The 17148-nt window shown below is 65.3% G+C and carries 16 protein-coding genes; 7 read left to right on the forward strand and 9 right to left on the reverse strand.

Going from position 1 to position 17148, the window contains the following annotated elements; genetic code table 11:
* The 4 genes from PGN37_RS12390 to PGN37_RS12405 all read right to left on the reverse strand — a co-directional run.
* Positions 1 to 862 (reverse strand): hypothetical protein (locus PGN37_RS12390; protein WP_335331326.1); only part of this gene is annotated, 862 nt, incomplete at its 3' end.
* Complete coding sequence (locus PGN37_RS12395; protein WP_335331327.1) at positions 859 to 2043, reverse strand: aromatic ring-hydroxylating oxygenase subunit alpha; 1185 nt, start codon at positions 2041 to 2043, stop codon at positions 859 to 861. The genes PGN37_RS12395 and PGN37_RS12390, both read right to left, overlap by 4 nt.
* A 7-nt stretch (positions 2044 to 2050) precedes the next feature.
* Positions 2051 to 3277, reverse strand: a complete 1227-nt coding sequence (locus PGN37_RS12400; RefSeq protein WP_335331328.1) for a cytochrome P450 — start codon at positions 3275 to 3277, stop codon at positions 2051 to 2053.
* Between the two features lie 39 nt (positions 3278 to 3316).
* Entirely contained in the window at positions 3317 to 4183 is an 867-nt protein-coding gene (locus PGN37_RS12405; RefSeq protein WP_335331329.1) for an SDR family NAD(P)-dependent oxidoreductase, read from the reverse strand.
* Positions 4184 to 4541: 358 nt separating this feature from the next.
* Here PGN37_RS12405 and dctA point away from each other — a divergent pair, with 358 nt between their 5' ends.
* Complete coding sequence (gene dctA, locus PGN37_RS12410; RefSeq protein ID WP_335331330.1) at positions 4542 to 5918, forward strand: C4-dicarboxylate transporter DctA; 1377 nt, start codon at positions 4542 to 4544, stop codon at positions 5916 to 5918.
* Between the two features lie 10 nt (positions 5919 to 5928).
* Here dctA and PGN37_RS12415 read toward each other — a convergent pair whose 3' ends face one another.
* The 5 genes from PGN37_RS12415 to PGN37_RS12435 form a co-directional block, all read right to left on the reverse strand.
* A complete protein-coding gene (locus PGN37_RS12415; protein WP_335331331.1) occupies positions 5929 to 6807 on the reverse strand; it encodes a formylglycine-generating enzyme family protein in 879 nt (292 codons plus the stop codon).
* A 64-nt stretch (positions 6808 to 6871) separates the two neighbouring features.
* Entirely contained in the window at positions 6872 to 8548 is a 1677-nt protein-coding gene (locus tag PGN37_RS12420; RefSeq protein ID WP_335331332.1) for a sensor domain-containing diguanylate cyclase, read from the reverse strand.
* Between the two features lie 275 nt (positions 8549 to 8823).
* The gene (locus tag PGN37_RS12425) at positions 8824 to 9900 is read right to left on the reverse strand and encodes a hypothetical protein (protein ID WP_335331333.1); all 1077 of its coding nucleotides are present in this window, start codon (positions 9898 to 9900) and stop codon (positions 8824 to 8826) included.
* Between the two features lie 99 nt (positions 9901 to 9999).
* Positions 10000 to 10968: an SDR family oxidoreductase gene (locus PGN37_RS12430; protein WP_335331334.1), complete on the reverse strand. Its 969-nt coding sequence runs from the start codon at positions 10966 to 10968 to the stop codon at positions 10000 to 10002.
* A 73-nt stretch (positions 10969 to 11041) separates the two neighbouring features.
* Entirely contained in the window at positions 11042 to 11734 is a 693-nt protein-coding gene (locus PGN37_RS12435; protein WP_335331335.1) for an SDR family NAD(P)-dependent oxidoreductase, read from the reverse strand.
* Here PGN37_RS12435 and PGN37_RS12440 point away from each other — a divergent pair.
* The 6 genes from PGN37_RS12440 to PGN37_RS12465 all read left to right on the forward strand — a co-directional run bounded on the left by PGN37_RS12440 (position 11672) and on the right by PGN37_RS12465 (position 17146).
* Complete coding sequence (locus PGN37_RS12440) at positions 11672 to 11830, forward strand: hypothetical protein (protein ID WP_335331453.1); 159 nt, start codon at positions 11672 to 11674, stop codon at positions 11828 to 11830. The genes PGN37_RS12435 and PGN37_RS12440 overlap by 63 nt on opposite strands.
* Before the next feature lie 132 nt (positions 11831 to 11962).
* On the forward strand, positions 11963 to 12682 hold the full coding sequence (locus PGN37_RS12445; protein ID WP_335331336.1) for a TetR family transcriptional regulator: 720 nt from the start codon (positions 11963 to 11965) through the stop codon (positions 12680 to 12682).
* Positions 12683 to 12774: 92 nt separating this feature from the next.
* Positions 12775 to 14067 (forward strand): cytochrome P450, encoded by a 1293-nt coding sequence (locus tag PGN37_RS12450; RefSeq protein ID WP_335331337.1) that lies wholly within the window; start codon positions 12775 to 12777, stop codon positions 14065 to 14067.
* Positions 14060 to 15382 (forward strand): PucR family transcriptional regulator, encoded by a 1323-nt coding sequence (locus PGN37_RS12455; protein ID WP_335331338.1) that lies wholly within the window; start codon positions 14060 to 14062, stop codon positions 15380 to 15382. The genes PGN37_RS12450 and PGN37_RS12455 overlap by 8 nt, the downstream gene beginning before the upstream one ends.
* A gap of 109 nt (positions 15383 to 15491) precedes the next feature.
* Positions 15492 to 16460, forward strand: coding sequence for a fumarylacetoacetate hydrolase family protein (locus PGN37_RS12460; RefSeq protein WP_335331339.1), 969 nt, complete (start codon positions 15492 to 15494; stop codon positions 16458 to 16460).
* Positions 16457 to 17146: a VOC family protein gene (locus PGN37_RS12465; RefSeq protein WP_335331340.1), complete on the forward strand. Its 690-nt coding sequence runs from the start codon at positions 16457 to 16459 to the stop codon at positions 17144 to 17146. The genes PGN37_RS12460 and PGN37_RS12465 overlap by 4 nt, the downstream gene beginning before the upstream one ends.
* Positions 17147 to 17148: the final 2 nt, after the last annotated feature.

The following is a 17148-nucleotide window of genomic DNA, read 5'->3' on the forward strand; positions in this document are numbered from 1 at the left end:
CGTGTTGGAATCCCACCGATCTGCATGCATTGACCCACTTGGCGTCGTCGGCGTCGACGTGAAAGACGAGTCCCGCGAAACCAGCTCCACGAGCGGCGGCAGCAGCACCTCGGAGCAGCCGACGCCGACTCGCCACAGGATCCGTCGTACCCGCATCCAGGCTGACAGACGTCAGCGTGGCGCACCGGCCGAACTCTTCGGACGTGACGGGCCGGGGGTCGATCTGCGCGGTGGCGACCAGCCGGCCGTCATCACGCAACGTCATCACAGGGCCGGCGATCGACGCGGTCACCCACTCGGGTAGCGCTGCGCCGCAGGGATTGTCGACCAGTTCGAGCACCTCGGTCACCACGTCGTCCCCGGGGTCGACGGGGCAGATCAGTTTCCAGACCCGTCGGGTGCTGGGAATGAGAAACCTGTTGCTCAGCCGCGTCGCGGCGGGATGGTTCCCGCGCGCCCACGCGGTGATGACCTCGTACTCCCCACCCCACGGACCGGATGGGCCGTGGCGATCGACACCCATGCGTTCGAGCAGCAACGTGGTGATGCCGATCGATCGCAACGGCGGGTCGATGACGATCGTCGCCTCCGCCGTCTGCCCGTCAGCATCAGCGACGAGACGGATGATCCCCGCGATTCGCTCGGGACGGTCCATCTCGCCCAAGGCAGTGCTGTACGGCAGCATCCAGATCACCAGATGCCGTGCCCGCTCATCCGACGTCGCCATCGACTGCTCGATGTCTGCGAACGCGAGGGTGTTGTATTCGGGTTCCGCGTCGTACTCGGCTGCCCTGGCCAGCAGGTCGGCCAGTTGTCCGGCCTCAGCGGCGTCCAGACCGGTGCGCCACTCGTACTTGATCATCGAGGCTGTGGCGCCGTTCCCCGGGCGAGGAGCTTGCGGGTCTCGCGACGGAACACCTGATTGGCTGTCTCGTTGCGGCCCAACAGCATGTCGCCGGCGTCGGCGCTCGCCATGCCGCGCTGCGAGTTCCGGAGGAGGGGAAAGTCCTCGCTGTGCAGAACAGCGAGCAGGATCTCCCAGTTCTTGTCCCACCGTTTGGTCCAATGGGCCTCGTCCAGTCCCGAATTCTCCACCGAGGGGACCATCAGCCGCTGCTCCATGCGCGAACGGGTGGGATCGCGTTGATCGGGGCGGAAAGTCAGCAGCTGGAAGTGATCCGGCTGGCGCAGCAGCGTGCTGTTCGGCAGGAGGAAATGAGTTTCGGTGACATAGGAGTTCAGGTCGCGGTCGCCTGGATCTTCTTCCAGCCACCGATCGATCGACTTGCGCGGCGCGATGAAGCGGCAATGTCGGCCGAAGTCCTCGAATGCCATGACATTGGTGTGGATAACCTTGGCTGCGGTATTCGGGTGGGCGTACTGGATGTGGTACCCGTCGAGGAAGGCGTCCTGCATGATCTTCCAGTTGGTGGGTTCGTCGAACCCTCCAGCGCGGACGCAGACCAGCTTGTCCAGGTGGTAGCCGGCAAGGATCTCGTCCATCTCGGGTCCCAGCCACGCCGCGACGTCGATATCGGCATGAGCGTTGTCGATGACCCAGATGAACCCGTGACGCTCCTCGCACGGCACCTCGATCAGACCGTGCTGTGCGCGGTCGATCTCACCGAACGTGTTGTCTCTGGTCACCATTCGCAGCGCGCCATCGGGATCGTAGGACCACCGGTGGTAGGGGCAGGAGAAGAAGCGGCACCGCCCCTTCTCCTTCTCTTCGAGCAACGCCCCCCGGTGGCGGCAGAGGTTGACGAAGGTCTTGACGCTGCCGTCTTTCTGGCGAACGACGATGATGTTGTTGCGCGGCATGGTGACCGTCAGAAAGTCGTACGGTTTCGCGATCTCCGAGCCGTGGGCCACGATCGACGGGACGGTGCCGAAGATCAGGTCGCGTTCCGACTGTGCGATGACCGGATCGGTGAACTCTTCAGCGGAGAACCCGACCACATCGTCGAACTGGTCGGTGGTCTCGTGACGGAGCAACTCCAGAGCTCGACGAATGCGGTCCTGGCGGGGTGGCGAGACAGTCATCTCTTCTCTAGTTCTCGGGGGTGAACGTGATGGGCAGGCGCATACATCCCCGCACCTGGCTGGAGTGGAAGACAGGCGGATCGGACTCGACCAGCTGGTAGTCCGGTATCCGGCGGTGCAACTCTTCGAGCGCGATGGTCAACTCGATCCGACCCAGATGCGATCCCAGGCAGCGGTGGGGTCCAGCCCCGAATGACAGGTGGCGGTTGGGATGGCGCTCGACGGTGAAGTCGGCCGGGCCGGGGAACTCGTCGGGATCTCGGTTGGCGCCGCAGAGCATGAGGATCAGCTGATCGCCCTCAGCGATTCTCACGCCGCCCAGCTCGACGTCGCGGGTGGCACGGCGACCGGGGATGATCGCGGCCTCGATGCGCAGGATCTCCTCGACGGCCTTGGGGATCAGTGACGGGTCTTCGATGATCGCCGCCCGCTGATCCGGATTGTTCACCAGGTGCACGATGGCCCAGGCGAGCGAGCCCTGAACGGTGTGGAGGCCACCGATCAGCAGCAGGAAGAACATGCGGTTGAGCTCTTCGTCAGTGAGGAGCCGCTGACCGTCGGGGAGTTTCACCTCGGTGTGGATGAGAGTCGAGGTGATGTCGTCCCCGGGAGTGGCACGGCGTTGTTCGACGATCGACTGGAAATAGCCGAACATGGTGAAACCGGCCATCATCCGCGCCTGGTTCGACTCCTCCTCGGTCCCGCCCGGCTTCCCGAAGAGGATCGTGTCGGTCGCCTCGGTGAACAGTGGCGCATCCGTGAGCGGCCAATCCATCAGTGCCAGGAAGATCCGCGCCGGCAGCTCGTGCGCGAACTCCGAGATCCACTCGGCGTGCCCTGTGGTGGCGAACCGGTCGATCAACTCGTTCACGACGACACGGATGCTCTCGGACAGTCTCTTCATCCGTTGCGGACTGAACAAGGGTTGGAGGGCCTGACGATAGGAGGTGTGCTCCGGTGGATCGAGTTCGAGAGGGATGAACTTGCCGATGTCGTTGGTCACCAGGTTGTTCGGATAGCTGGAGAACGTGGCGGGATCGGTGAGGACAGCCTGGATCTCCTTGTAGCGGGTCACCACCCAGTGGCCGCCGTACGCCCGGGAGTACACCACCGGCCCCTTCGCGGCGAGCTCAGCCACGCGCTCCTGCATGACGTCCACCGGGGTGGCGAGGTCGGGGTCGTAGACGTCGAAGTCCACGACGAGGTCGGCGGGAACCTTCTCCACTGTTGTCATTTCCGTGCTCCGTCTCTGACTGCGAGTTCGATTGGTGTGTCAGGGAACTGGTTCGGGATTGAGATCCTCGGGGAACCACATCCCGACGCGGCTCAACGTGCCGCCGTCGGTTGCTCCGAGAGTGGCGCCGGAGATGTAGCTCGAATCGTCGGACACGAGGAAGAGTGCCACTTTGGCGTTGTCACGCAGGGACGGTGGCCGCGTGAGCTTCAGCGGCATCGGGGACACCGTCGGGTTCCACGGGCCCGCGGTCTCCTCGTAGGACTGACCGACCACAGGCGAGCCCGGCGGCATCAAGAAGTTGGGTGACATGCCGTGCGTCGGCGCGATCGCGTTCACCCGGATCCCGTAGCGACCGAGATCCAGGCTCAACCCGCGAACCAGGCCGTTCACGCCCGCCTTCGTCGCGATGTAGAACGGGATCTTCGGGTAGGCGACAAGCGACGCCGCTGATGAGGTGGCGAGGATGGTCCCTGCCCTTTTGGCCTTCATGTGCGGCACCACAGCCTGTGCGGTGTAGACCACGCCGGTGAGATTGACCCCCAGGACATGGTGCCAGTCAGCCTCGGTCAGATCCTCGAACTCGACAGCCTCCTCGATTCCCAAAGCTGCTGCGCCGCCGCGTGACACGATGCCGGCATTCGCCCATGCGATGTCGATCCTGCCGAAATGGTCGATGGTCTGCGCGACGGCATCGACGATCTGCGACTTCTCGGCGACGTCGGCGGTGATCGATATCGCCTCGCCCCCAGCCTGTTCCACGAGCTTGCGAGTCTGCTCGGCGCGGTCGCCGTCGATGTCGACGATGGCGACCTTGGCACCTTCTTCACTGAACAGGACCGAGCTCTCGCGTCCGAGACCGGAGCCCGCGCCGGTGATCAGTGCAATCTTGCCCTGCAGTCTCATGAACCCTCCTTTGGGTTACGGGGCGGCTGGTATGCGTGACCACACCACGAACCCACTACGTCAACCGCACGTCGCGTCGGTCGTGGCTGTGGCGCTCGCCACTGTGTCGAAAACCTTACGTGAGTAGATAATGGACGTCAATGAAAAGTCGTTCACCCTGATGCTTTGTCAGCTTTATGCCCAGTTCAGGAACATTTTTAGCAGCCCGCGGCGCTACGAGCGGGCGGGCACATGTCTCCCGAAGTTCCATCGGGGCGCCGAAAAGCCGGCACCGTCGCGCCGCCGCAGCGCCACGGCTGTTTCATGCGGGAAACATCGGCCACACAGCATGGTCACGGGAACTCCCTAACGTCTCGGCATGAGCACTGTGACCGAGCCACCACACAGCGAGATGGTCCGACTGGCCACCAAGCCACCCTGGTACACGTCGCTGTTCATCCAGTTGCTGGTGGCGATCGTCGCCGGCATCCTCGTCGGCTGGCTGTGGCCCGACATCGGCGGCGCACTCAAACCGCTGGCCGACGGGTTCATCAAGCTCATCAAGATGCTCATCGCCCCGATCATCTTCTGCACCGTCGTTCTCGGCATCGCTCACGTCGGGGATCTGAAGTCGGTGGGCCGCATCGGGGTGAAGGCGCTCATCTACTTCGAGGCGGTGACCACCTTCGCGCTGCTCTTCGGTCTGGTGGTCGGCAACATCGTCAAACCCGGCGGCGGGTTCAGCATCGATCCGCAGACACTGGCCAGCGGCGCCGACGCCGTGGCCAAGAAGACCAGCAACGGCGAGCTGCCCCATACCGTGGAGTTCCTGCTCAACATCATTCCCACCTCGGTGGTGTCGGCATTCGCAGAGAACGCACTGCTGCAGGTGCTGTTCTTCGCGGTGCTCTTCGGCTTGGCCCTGGCCAAGTTCGGGGAATCCGGGCCGCCGCTGATCCTGAATGTCGTCGACCATCTCAGCCACATCTTCTTCACCGTGATCGGCTGGGTGATGCGACTGGCTCCGCTCGGCGCGTTCGGCGCGATGGCCTACATCATCGGGCAGTACGGCATCGGATCGCTGGCCAGTTACGGAAAGCTGATCGCCGCCTGCTATGTGGCGGCGGTGCTGTTCATCCTCATCCTGGCGGTGATCGTGAAGGTCTTCGCCGGGGTGAACCTGTGGAAGTTCGTGAAGTACATCAAGGACGAGTTGTTCCTGGCTCTCGGCACGGCATCCACCGAAGTGGTGTTGCCCCGCATCATGGCCAAGCTGACCAATGCCGGATGCTCGCGCACGACAACGGGTCTGGTGGTTCCGACCGGATATTCGTTCAACCTCGACGGCGCCACCCTCTACCTGTCCATCTGCGTGTTGTTCCTGGCCCAGGCGCTCGGGGTGGATCTGAGCCTGGGCGAGCAGATCACGGCAGTGCTGGTGCTGATGCTGACCTCGAAAGGGATGGCCGGCGTGCCCGGTTCGTCCTTCCTGGCCCTGTCGGCGACGGTTGCCGCCATCGGACATGGGGCGATTCCCGTTGCCGCAGTGGCACTACTCCTGGGCGCCGATCGGATCATGGATTCGATGCGCGTCTCGGTGAACCTGCTCGGCAACTGCGTGGCGACCTTCGTGGTAGCGAACTGGGAGGGCCAGCTCGACAAGGAGCGGATGCAGAAGGTGCTCGACGGTGAGGAGGTCGAACCGCTGGCCGATGCGCCCGAGCAGGACGCGGTCACGGTCGGTCCACGCGACTGACCATCAACCGTCAAGCGATGCAACGAAATCCGATGTGGGTGGTGGCGCTGTCTTGCGACTGCGACGAACGGGCCGCCGGACGGTAGCGGTGGCAGTACTCGGGTGCGCACAGATGGGAACCGCCCTTGAGCGCCTGATGGACACGCGGATCAGGCGTCTCGGGTGGTGGCGGGCAGCAGCCCTGCGCTGGTGCGTCAGTGTGGTGCTGCCTGCGATACGTCGTGGTCGTCCACTCCCAGACGTTGCCGATCATGTCGAACAGCCCGAAGTCGTTGGGCGGGAACAGGCCCACCGGGGAGGTGCCCGTCCAGCCAAGGGCGCCGTCGTTTCGGTACGGGAAGCGGCCCTGCCATGTGTTGGCCATCAGTCGTCCGCCCGGGCGGGCGTCGTCGCCCCATGCGTACACGGTCTGCGAGCCGGCGCGCGCCGCGTACTCCCATTGAGCTTCGCTGGGCAGCCTGCGCCCGGCCCAGGCCGCGTAGGCGCCGGCATCCGGGTAGGCGACCTGCACGACGGGATGGTCGGGCCGGTCGGCTATCGACGAGTCGGGACCGAAGGGGTGCCGCCAGCATGCGCCCGGTTCCCACGACCACCACTGCCGCCAATCGCGAAGATCGACCGGACCCGCGGTCGCGCGGAACACCAGCGCCCCGGGCACCAGATCGGCGGTCGGGACGCCCGGGAAGTCAGCCGGGTCCAGCTGGCGCTCGGCGACCGTCACATATCCCGTGTCGGCGACGAACTCGGCGAACTGCGCGTTGATCACCGGGTGACGCTCGATCGCGAACGGTGCGACGGTGACGGCGTGGACGGGAGTCTCCTCGGGATAGAAACCCACCGTCCCCATGAGGAAGTCTCCTCCGGGTAGGTCCACCAACTCGGTCAGCACCCGACCAGCGTAAGTGCCGACGCGTCCGAGCAGGACGCGGTCATCACCCCTCCCCGCGCAGCTTTCACCCCGTCGGAGGCGCTTTGGGCGTTCCACGCGAGCGTTTGGTGCGGTACATGGCGCGGTCTGCGGTGGCCAACAAGTCGGCGAGCGGCGAGCCGGCAGGTGCCGTGGCCGTGCCGACGCTGGCGGACAGCTGGATCTGGTCGTCGCAATGCGGCACGTCGAAAGCCACCGACATCTCGGCGCGAAGGCGGTCGGCGATGAGCACCACATCCGATTCGGCGACGTCGGGGCAGAACACGACGAACTCGTCACCGCCGAAGCGCGCGGCATGATCGTGTGCCCGGATCACCCGGATGATCCGTTGGGCCACCTGCTGCAGTACCGCGTCACCCGCGTCGTGGCCATGAGTGTCATTGACCGCCTTGAAATCATCGATGTCGATGAACAGCACGCCGTCGTGCCTGCCGACGATGCTCGGATCGGTGAGGTGCAGCATGTGCTCGAATCCCGCCCGATTCGGCAGAGCGGTGAGCGGATCGGTCAGTGCCGCCCGTTGCAGCTCCTCGTCGTGGTGGTGCCGCTGAGTGACGTCCAGAAGATGTAGCAGGACCTCCGCGGGGCCGCCGTGGCGACCCGGCATGAGCAACGCCGTACACCAGCCCCACAACGTGCCCCCGTCCTTGCGCCGGTACTGGAGCTCACTGTGTTGTGCCGTCGGGCCGAGGGTGTCTGGATCGAAGGGCTTGTCGCGACCGCATACGTATTCAGATACGTTGTGGCCCGCCAGCTCGGCGGGACTCACACCCAGCAATGCTTCCAAAGCCGGGTTGGCTTGCTGGATCGCACCGCGGATGTCGCAGACCGCGATTCCGATGGGCGAGGTATCGATGATCGCCTGCATCTGGCGCAGCAGCCTGCCGCGTTCATGGTCGGCGTCGATGCGCGCCGTCACGTCACGCCATGCGGTGCGCATCTGCGCCGCGGAGCCGTCGGGGTGGCGCAGCACGTGTCGGCGGACTTCGAGGGCGACGTAGTGGCCGTCTCGGTGTCGCAACCGCAGTACCTGGGTAGTCGCCGCGAGGCCGCGCCACTGTCTGTCGCATGCCGCGCGCGCCAGTGCCTCGTCCTCGGGATGCATGAATTCGAAAGCCTGCCGTCCCACGAGCTCATCGGGGTGGTACCCGAGAACGTCGTTCACCGCAGGCGACACCCACAGAAAGGTCGTGTCGGCCAGTTGCCACGCGGCGATGTCCGGGCTGGTCTCGACAAGGAATTCGTGGAGCTGTCGCAGATCGGTCGTCTGCAGGTCCGCGGCGAGCGAGCCGGTGAGCAAGCGGAACCGCGAGACGACTTCGCAGGCTCCACCGTCGGGGGACACGAGGGGCACACTGTCAACGAGCAACCACGCGCGCTCCCCCACTCCATGCTGTCCGCTGCGGTAGATCCCGAGGATCGCGCCCCGGACAGGCTTGCCTGCGGCCAGCGCTCTCATCGACGGATGGTCTTCTCCCGGCAGCGCTGCGCCGTGTTCGTTACTGCCCGCCCAGCGCGGATCCGACGATCGTCGACCGAGAAGATCCTGCTCAGACAGGCCGAGTATCGATCCGGCGTTCTCCGTGGCGGCCAGGATCACGCCCTCGGATGACTGAACGACCAGTCCGTCGCGTGCGGGGTCGACATCCAGTCCTGCGCGAGCCGCCGCTGCGAGAGCTTCAGTCGGCTCCCATGAGCCCATAGTCCTGTATAGCGCTTTTCAGCTAACTCAAACCGCATTTCAGAAAACCGTCGAGGCCCGCGCAACCCCGGTGCTCCGCCGTGCGCACCCGTCACCCGACGCGCGTGTCGCGGCTGACCCGACCACGTGCGGCCAGCTCTCCGACCACCGCGACCCGCACGCCTGAGCGAGCAGTAGCGAGATCAAGACCAAGACCTGGGCCGCGGAGCCCGCCAAGACGAAGGTCTGGAGCGGGGAGAAGACGGTTCGCACATCGAAGCGCCCGGGATCTCCGGTTACTCACGCTTCAGCAGGGACTCACGGGTTTCGAGTCCGAATGCATTCTCCGACACCGAAGATCGGATCTGGTTCAAGACCTCCGCGGGCTCAGCGCGTGCCAGGTCCAACCGCCTGAACTCGGTTCGATCGGCTGTTGCGTCTATGAACACGACGTCTTCGGGATGGCCGGTGGCGGGATCGACGGCTGTGGTCTTGACCGACAGCGAGATGGTTTCTACGTACTCGCGGCGATCTGCCTGGAAAACCACGTGAAAGGTGCGCACAGCGACGGCCGCCACCGCTCGGTTGTAGCGCTCCCGCTGTTCTTCTGGAGTTGCCGGGATCTCCCGGATCTGGTCGCTTGCTTCGACGTACTCGTAGGCCTTGATCGCGGGAACCATGTCGGGCGTCGGAACGGCGAGTTCGATGGTCAAATGCCCGTCGTCGGGTTCGAAACGATAGTCGTGGTCGACATCGAATGCTTCGGGATATACGGAGTTGTCGAGGATCAGACCGATGTAGTCGTCGATGGCGTCGTGATCGCCGGCCTCGAGCGCGCCACGGAATTGATCGAGTAGGGCATTACTGTGTTCGACGTGCTCCTTCTCGTCTGCACAGAGGCGCTCGTAGTAGTCCTTCTCCGCGACGAGCTCCTCTTGCCGCGCCTTCTCGGCCGCGGCGTGCCGGGACTGCAGGGCAGCGTTCTTCTGCGGTAGGACGCGGTGGACGTAATCCGTCCACTGCGCATGCAGCGCTTGCCATTCCGCTCGAGCATCCGCGACCGCTTGCCCACGCGCCTTCTTGCCGAACATCTTCGTGATGCCCGTGGGTTCGGGCGGTGGAGTGAAGACGGGCTCCGCAGGAGGGTGTTCGAGTGCAGGCGGGGCGATCGGCGAAATCAAGTCGATTCGATCAAATGGCGGTGGAACATACTCCACCGTCAGCGAATCGACGTCGACAGAATGATCTGCGTCGAGGGCGGACGCCACGATGGAGTCGATCTGCGCGAGCGTGTGAGCAGCCTGCTCCGTCTGCGCCTCGGCCTCTTCTCGAGGATGTCGCAGTTCCGCAGGAATCCGGCGCGTCCGCCCCACCCGGTGGACGTTACCGCTGGAGACCTTTCACCACATCCGATTTCCGTCTCCTACCCGAGCGCACAGGCCTCCGGCACCCGTTGAACTCACGATGCGACGTCAATCGCGCGCCGCGGCGGACTGACGAGCGAATTGTTCGTAATCGATTGGCTTCCTGGGTAACACCTTTGACATGTCGTCGAAGTTTCCGGCGGGTAATCCGTTGACGTCGTAGTACTTCATCATCTGCACGTAGGTGTCCTGCGCGTCGGACGACCAGCTGCGAAATCCTCGGGTGTTGGGCGCCGCGCGCAACCCTCGAACGATGTCGGGCAGGGAACGCAATCTGGTCGACAGCAACGACCGGGCGATTGCGGAACCGAACGGTCTCACCGCCGCGAGCGGATTTTCCAGCGCTTGCGGGGGGATTCGGACCGCGACCATGGAATGGCCCAGGACCCGGCTCCAGATTCGCGCCATGTCGTGGCGGGTGAGCTCCACCGTCGAGAGGTCGTAGGTCTTGCCGATGTGTTCGTCTGGGTTGATCAAGACGTTCGCCGCCGCGGCAGAAATGTCCTCCACGTCGACGACGCCCATTCGACTGTCTGGCGACGTGGGGTAAGGGAGCAGTCCGGCGCCGAAAAAATCCCGGAAGTCCAACACGTTCTGCATGTAGTGCGAGGGGCGAAGCACGGTCACGGGCGCATCCGAATCACGCAGGAGCGCCTCGACTTCGAGCTTCTGCCGATGGTGAGGGAGTTCGGCGATGTCGGGGTGGATGACGGAGTGGAACACGATCTGATCGAGATGTTCGGCCTTGGCTGCGACTATCAGTCGTTCGGCCACGGGCACCTCGTCGACCAGCTGGGTCGGGGCAGCATGGTAGATCTGACGGGCTCCACGGAGCGCGTTCTCCAGATCGCCCGGTCGTCGCAGGTCGCCGATCACGATGTCACTCACCCCGTCTGATCGCGAACGCCGCGCCTGATCGTCGTTCTTGACGAACGCCCGCACAGCGTGTCCGTCGGCGGCGAGCTGTCGGACCAGGGGGCGTCCGACGCCACCTGCTGCGCTGGTGACCAGTATCATCGCGTGCTCCTGTCGTCGGAGGTGAATATGACTGTCGTGAAACACGTTTCGTCGTGTATCGCCGATCGGGTGATCATCTCTGCGCCTTTACTGGTCGCAGCGACCGCGCGAGTGCCGGCATGAGCACCCGCCGTGGGACCAGCCGGGCCAGTGCAGCGGTGATCGAGTTGCCGACTCCGGAGACCGCTGAGGGCGGTGTCGAGCGGCGATCAAGCACACGCAAGCCCGCCGCCGCGACCTGGTCGGCGGTCTGCATGCGGCCCACTGCGGTGGCGGTGTCGCCGATGACGTCGAAGAACTCGGTCTGGGTGGGTCCTGGCGCGAAGGAGAAGACCGTGACGCCGTGTGGTCGTGTTTCGTACCAGAGGGATTCGCTGAAGCTGACCACGAACGCCTTGGCGGCAGCGTAGACGGCCAGGGTCGGTACCGGTTGATATGCCGTCGTGCTGGAGACGTTCAGTATCGCGCCACGACGTCGCCGGATCATCTCCGGCAGGAATGCATGGCAGAGGTCGACGACCGACCCGATGTCGAGGGCCAGGACGCGCGCGAAGTCGTCAGCGTCGCCGTCGACGAACCGGCCTTGGACGGCGAATCCGGCGGCGTTGACCAGCAGGTCCACCTCCCCGTCGACGATTGCCCGCAATCGTGCTCCCGGATGCGACATGGATAGACCGAATGACACTGTCGTGCAATCGATTCCATGCCGCACCTTGAGATCCTCGGACAACAGGTCGAGTCGATCCTGACGGCGAGCGACCAACACGAGGTCACAGCCGCGTGCGGCGAGTGCCTTCGCGAACGCCTCCCCTATTCCGAGCTGGCACCGGTCACCAGCGCGCGGGTGGTCCGGTGGTCGTGAGTCACGGGAAGCCTCCTGCGTGTGTCAGCGTTCCGATATGGCGAGTTAGACGAGGCGGGGCGAACCGCCTTGATGCGACTATTGCACGCGTAATGCAATAAATGCAAGGTGCGATCCTCGTAGGATCGTCGGATGGCCGGACGGTCGAGCCTCGAGATCTCGGTGCGGCAGGCAGCTGTTGAGCGGGTGTTGGGTGGACAGCGGGCGTCGGCGGTCGCTAAAGAGCTCGGCGTGCATTCGTCCACCGTGCATCGGTGGGTCAACTCGGCGTCCGTGCGCGGCACCGATTCCGCCCCCACCGATCTGCGTCTGATGATCGCCACACAGGAGCTACTCCGCGAGCAGGACTACAGCCAGATCACCGTCGAAGCTGTTGCGCGACACTGCGGTGTCGCGCTGCGAACGGCCTTCCACCACTTCGACAGCAAGCGCGAACTCTTTCGAGCGGCGATCGACAACACCGCCACGGTTCTGGTCGGGGCCATGGCTCGCGAGTACGAAGCGGCGCCATGGCCGGACGAGCCGCTCCTGCAGCTGCGAATCTTTCTGCGCCGCTCCGCCGAAGCCATCTACGCCACGCCCTCGGCGCACGTCCTCTTCCGTGACCTCGGAGTTCCCCGCTCCGACAGCTTCGCCCTGCGGTGGCACGACACCTTCGAGCAGGCCGTCGCACAGATCCTGGAGCGGTGCGCGGCAGTCGAGTCGATCGACCCCGACACCGATGTCCCAGCAGCAGCTCACGCGATCACCGGAGCCATGCGCGGCATCCATGCCGCGGTCTTCGACGGCGGCGACCCGGCGCAGGCATTGCGCATCGTCGATCGTCTCCACCTCACGGTGTCGGCCGACTGAGGGCGCGGCGCTGGACTAGAAGCTGTGCCTTGGCGGCGTGGTCTTGGACTGTGATCCAAGTCGTCGGTGTCCACAGTCTCTACTCTGGCGGCATGACGGTTCGGCAGCGCCTGCATTGGTTGACCCTGCACGGCGTGATCCGAGGTCTCACCACACTCGGTGCTCGTCGCGGCGATCTGCAGGGCCGTCTGATCGCCGATCCCGCCGCCCGCGCGAACCCCGGCGAGTTCTCCGACGAGATCCGCGCCCAGGGCAAGCTCGCCCGTGCCCGCGCGGCCTGGCTCACGGCGGATCATGGCGTCGTCCACCAGATCCTGCGCTCCGATGATTTCGCCGTCACGTCGAGCGGCAACTCGCTGCCGGCATTTCTCGGCCGGATCGAGGAACGCCTGCGCGCGCGAGGCCGTATCCATCCACTCCTGCCACCCTCGATGTTGTCGGTGGAACCGCCCGACCACACCCGCTACCGCCGGACCGTCTCCTCCGTCTTCACCGCCCGGGCGGTGGCAGCGCTGGAGCAGCGCATCGAGTCGGCAGCGGTGGCGCTGGTCGACGAGCTCGACGGCGAGGCAGGCGTCGTCGACATTGTCGGGCGGTACTGCTCACAGTTGCCGGTGACGGTGATCGGCGACATCCTCGGGGTGCCTGAAGAGGATCGTCCCAAGATCCTGCAGTTCGGCGAGCTCGCGGCCCCGAGCCTGGACATCGGGTTGTCCTGGCCGCAATTTCTGCGCGTCGAGGAGGGCCTGGACAGCTTCACGCAGTGGTTGACCGACCACATTCGGCAGTTGCGGGCGTCGCCGGGCGATGACCTGATGAGCCAACTCATCGAAGCCAACGATGCCGGCACCCGGCTCGATGACTCCGAGCTGCTCGCCACGGCAGGTCTGGTGCTGGCCGCGGGCTTCGAGACCACAGTGAACCTGCTCGGTAACGGGATCGAACTGCTGCTCCGTCATCCTGATCAATTGGATTTGCTGCGGGAACAGCCCGACCTGTGGCCCAACGCCGTCGAAGAGATCCTGCGGCTCGAATCGCCCGTGCAGCTCACCGCACGCGTCGCCACGGCGGACTCCGAGTTTGCGGGGCACGTGGTGCGGGCCGGTGACGCTGTCGTGCTGTACCTCGCCGGGGCCAACCGCGACCCCGAGGTCTTCCCGAACCCCCACGTGTTCGACGTGACCCGCGACAACGCCGGGCGGCACCTGTCGTTCTCGGGGGGCCGGCATTTCTGTCTGGGTGCAGCTCTTGCGCGGTCGGAGGGTGCGGTGGGTCTCCGTACGTTCTTCGACCGCCATCCGCACCCGGCCCTGGCCGGCGAAGGCCGACGGCGGGACACCCGCGTGCTGCGCGGATGGGCGACCCTGCCGGTCGACCTTGCCTAGCCGGCCTCCGACGTCGCGGATCGAAACGTGGTTCGCCGAACTGGAACCACGGTCACCGGGGGCCTTTCCGGACGGCTCCGTCCTCCCCGAACGTTCCCAGCTACTCGCCGAGGCGTTGGGCCCCGGTCCCACAGGCTGGGCCATCGAACTGGGCGCGTTCATGGCGTCGCGCGTCACCGCCGCGATTCCCGAGCTGGCGGTGGACGTGGTCGCCGGAGAGGTCGCCAAGGGTTGCGAAGCCGTCGCCCTCGGTGCGCTGTCCCTGGTCGCCCTGGACGAAGACGTCTCCTTCGCGCAGATGCCGGAGGTCCTCGCAGGGCCGATGGAGGTGGTCGCACGCGGCATCGGCATCGAACACATGCTGCGAAGCATCCACCTGGCCCACTCAACCGCGGTCGGTTTTTTGCTCGACGCCGCCGAACGTCTCGTTCCGGAAGCGCAGCGCTTCACCGAGATGCGGCGCATCAACGAGGTGCTGTTCGGCATCGTCGACGTCCTCACCACGCACATGGCTGCGGAATACGCCCGCGCACACGAGGAGTGGGTGGCGGGGTCGGTGGCGCTGCGCGCCCAGATCGTGGAGGACCTGCTGGCGGGAACCCCCGTGCCGATGGATCGGGCCGTCCGTGTGCTCGGTTACGACCTGAACCGCTGGCACCTCGGGATCATCGTCTGGACCGGCCCGACAGCGTCTGTTGAACCGGCGCAGCTGAAAACGGTTGCAGCAGAAACGCTTGCCGCGGCTGGGTGCGCGTCGACGCTCGTCCATCCCATCGGTGCGCAGCGGGTGTGGGCCTGGGGGTCACGCACGACGACGCCGCCCGACGCTGTCATACCTACGGCACCACCGCCGCACGGCATACGCGTTGCGATCGGGACGGCCGGCGCCGGCGTCGAGGGCTTTGGTGAAACTCACCGGCGGGCAGCAGAAGTAGCGCGGATCGGCTCGATGTCGACGAGTCCGGGCTGCGTGTTCCGCTATCAAGACCTCGACATCGTGGCGATGCTCAGCACCGACCTCTCCGCGGCCCGGGAGTTCGTCGCACGCGAACTCGGGGACCTTGCCGGCAGCACCGAGGCGGTGCGGACCGTGCGTCACACCCTGAAGTGTTACCTCGACCGGGATAGAAGCCTGGCCGGAGCTGCGTCGGATCTGCAGGTCGCCCGGAACACCGTGGCGTACCGGGTACAACGCGCCGAGCAGCTGCGTGGCCGGCCCACGACAATCCGCCGCCTTCACTTGCACGCAGCGCTGACCCTCGTCGAGGAGCTCGGCGACATGGTGCTGACACCGACCTCCCACTCGTTGGACTGAGCGCTTACTCCCCCGCGTTGATCCTGGACTCGGGACCAGGTGCTGCGGGACTGGCCGGCAGTTGACTGATCGTCGAGCCGGTCGAGCGACCGGCAGACGGGAGTCGTCGATGGTCGTCCACCTCGTCCGCTTCTCGCGCGACGAACGCGCGTCGTGGGGTGTGCTCGCCGGCGAGCACATCTCGCCCCTGAGCGGGGACTATCCGCGCACGGCGGACCTGATCGAACGCGGGCGGGCCGACTGGACCGCGGCCGCAACGCATCCCGCGGAGGTCGGGCTCGACGACGTCGAACTGCTCTCGCCGGTCACTGTTCCCTGCCGGGTGATGTGCCAGGGGGCGAACTACCGCCAGCACGCCATCGAGTCGGGGATGGACCCCGACGCGCGCGACTTCAACCTGTTCTTCGACAAGACCGACGCGGCCGTCACCGGACCCAACGCCCCGGTCGTCCGCCCGGTGCACGTGACCCTGCTCGACTACGAGATCGAACTCGCGCTGGTGCTGCGCGGCGGGGTCGATGCACCGATAACGGTCACCACCGAGAACCTGCCCGAGTACGTCTTCGGTGTCACCATCGCCAACGACCTCTCGGCGCGTGACGTCCAGCTGCCGCAGGGACAGTTCCTCAAAGGCAAGAGCTATCGCGGATTCTGTCCCCTCGGGCCGGTGCTCGCGGTACTCGAGCCCGACGACTTCGGCCTGCTCGACGATCTCGAGCTGCGGCTGGAGGTCAACGGGTCGCTGAGACAGACCGACAGCACCAAGAACTTGCTCTATAAGCCTGCCGAAACACTCACGGAGATGAGCGAGTTCTGCAACTCCGATCCCGGGGATGTCCTGCTGACCGGAACGCCGCACGGCATCGTGGCGGGGTCACCGCCCGCGGTGGTCCGCCGCCTCGCCACGGCGCTGCTCCCGGAGGACAAACTGTGGGCTGCATTCGTCCGGATGAATCAGCGCAAGCCCTATCTGCAGCCCGGTGACGTCGTCACGGCGTCCATCCGCAACACCACGGGGACCCTTGACCTGGGCACACAGCGCACCACCATCACCACCGTCGGGAGGTCGAATACATGAGTGCCACACCCAATCCCTTGCAACCGGACCACCAGGACGACGCGGACAACGTCGACACGGCACCGGACCTCAGTGATCTGCCGGATCGTCTGGTACCGGACTTTATCGCGCACTGGGTCGTCAAGACGGCGCGCAGCGCCGAGATGATCGAATGGTACGGCCATGTCTTCGGGGCCCGCGTGGTTCACGAAGACGCTCAGATCGCGTTCCTCACCTGGGATCACGAGAGCCATCGGCTGGCTCTGGTCAAACTCCCACCGCCGCTGCGCTATGCGTTTCCCCTGTCGCGGTGGCGCCGAAAGACCTACGGCATCGACCATCTGGCCTTCACGTTCGTCTCGGTGGAGAAGTTGCTGTTGACCTACGAACGCCTCAAAGGTGTTGGTATCACACCGGTGTGGGCCATCAACCACGGACCGACGACAAGCCTCTACTTCGAGGACCCCGAGGGGATCCGACTGGAGTTCCAGACCGAGAACTTTCCCACCGCACAGCAGACCGCAGACTACTTCAACAGCCGCGAATTCGATGAGAACCCGATCGGTGTCGACATCGATCCTGATTACCTGCTCGAGCAGCTGCGTGCCGGCGTCGACTCCGAGCAACTACTGACCCAGGGCGCCGGCACCCGGCCCGGCACCAAGCCGCGGTCCAACAAGCGCGCCATCACCTGGAAGACATTGTGACA

The sequence above is a fragment of the Mycobacterium kyogaense genome, from assembly GCF_036946525.1.
Lineage (GTDB): Bacteria > Actinomycetota > Actinomycetes > Mycobacteriales > Mycobacteriaceae > Mycobacterium > Mycobacterium kyogaense_A.